Origin of the sequence: Mesorhizobium sp. M4B.F.Ca.ET.089.01.1.1 (assembly GCF_004022605.1) — a bacterium.
GTDB classification, from domain to species: Bacteria; Pseudomonadota; Alphaproteobacteria; order Rhizobiales; family Rhizobiaceae; genus Mesorhizobium; species Mesorhizobium abyssinicae.
Genome location: NZ_RZOS01001267.1, coordinates 1 through 546 on the forward strand (window position 1 = coordinate 1; position 546 = coordinate 546).

A 546-nucleotide genomic window follows, 5' to 3' on the forward strand; every position below is an offset into this window, starting at 1 on the left:
CGTGTGCCCGCTGTATCCGCGCTTCTCGCGTAGCGCGGCCAGAAGTTGACGCGAGGCGGCCTCGGAACTGGCCGACATGGGTCATCCTGCTGCACAGGACCGGGCTCTAGGCGCACGCGCCCGAAGCCCCTGCTTCGCTAGAGCTACGCAGGGTCTTCGCCCTTCGGGTGACGATCCCTTGCCCAAGATGGGGGGCGACAGGGCTCCGCCCTCACGACCCCCAGCAACAACAAAATCGCCATCCCCCAATTCTCACTCCCTCGGCTCCGCCTCAGTCGCTGCGAACCGGGTGGTTCCCCCTGACGATTTTCTTGTTGCTCCCCCTAACCCGGTCTCGCCGACGGGCAGGGGTTCAGACGGAGCTGAACCCCAAACCAAAAGAGACCGCCATGAAAACCGACCTTTATCAACAGATCACCGACCAGATTATCCGCGCCCTCGAACAGGGCACGCGCCCGTGGCATCAGCCGTGGAATGCTGGACATGCCGCCGGCCGCATCACCCGGCCGCTGCGCGCGGGCGGCATTCCCTATCAGGGCATCAACG

General features: G+C 64.8%; 1 protein-coding gene. It reads left to right on the top strand.

Annotation, left to right across the window (positions count from 1 at the left end; translation table 11 throughout):
• Positions 1–389 precede the first annotated feature (389 nt).
• The coding region (locus tag EN780_RS37085; protein ID WP_128276635.1) for an ArdC-like ssDNA-binding domain-containing protein at positions 390–546 on the top strand (157 nt) is incomplete at its 3' end.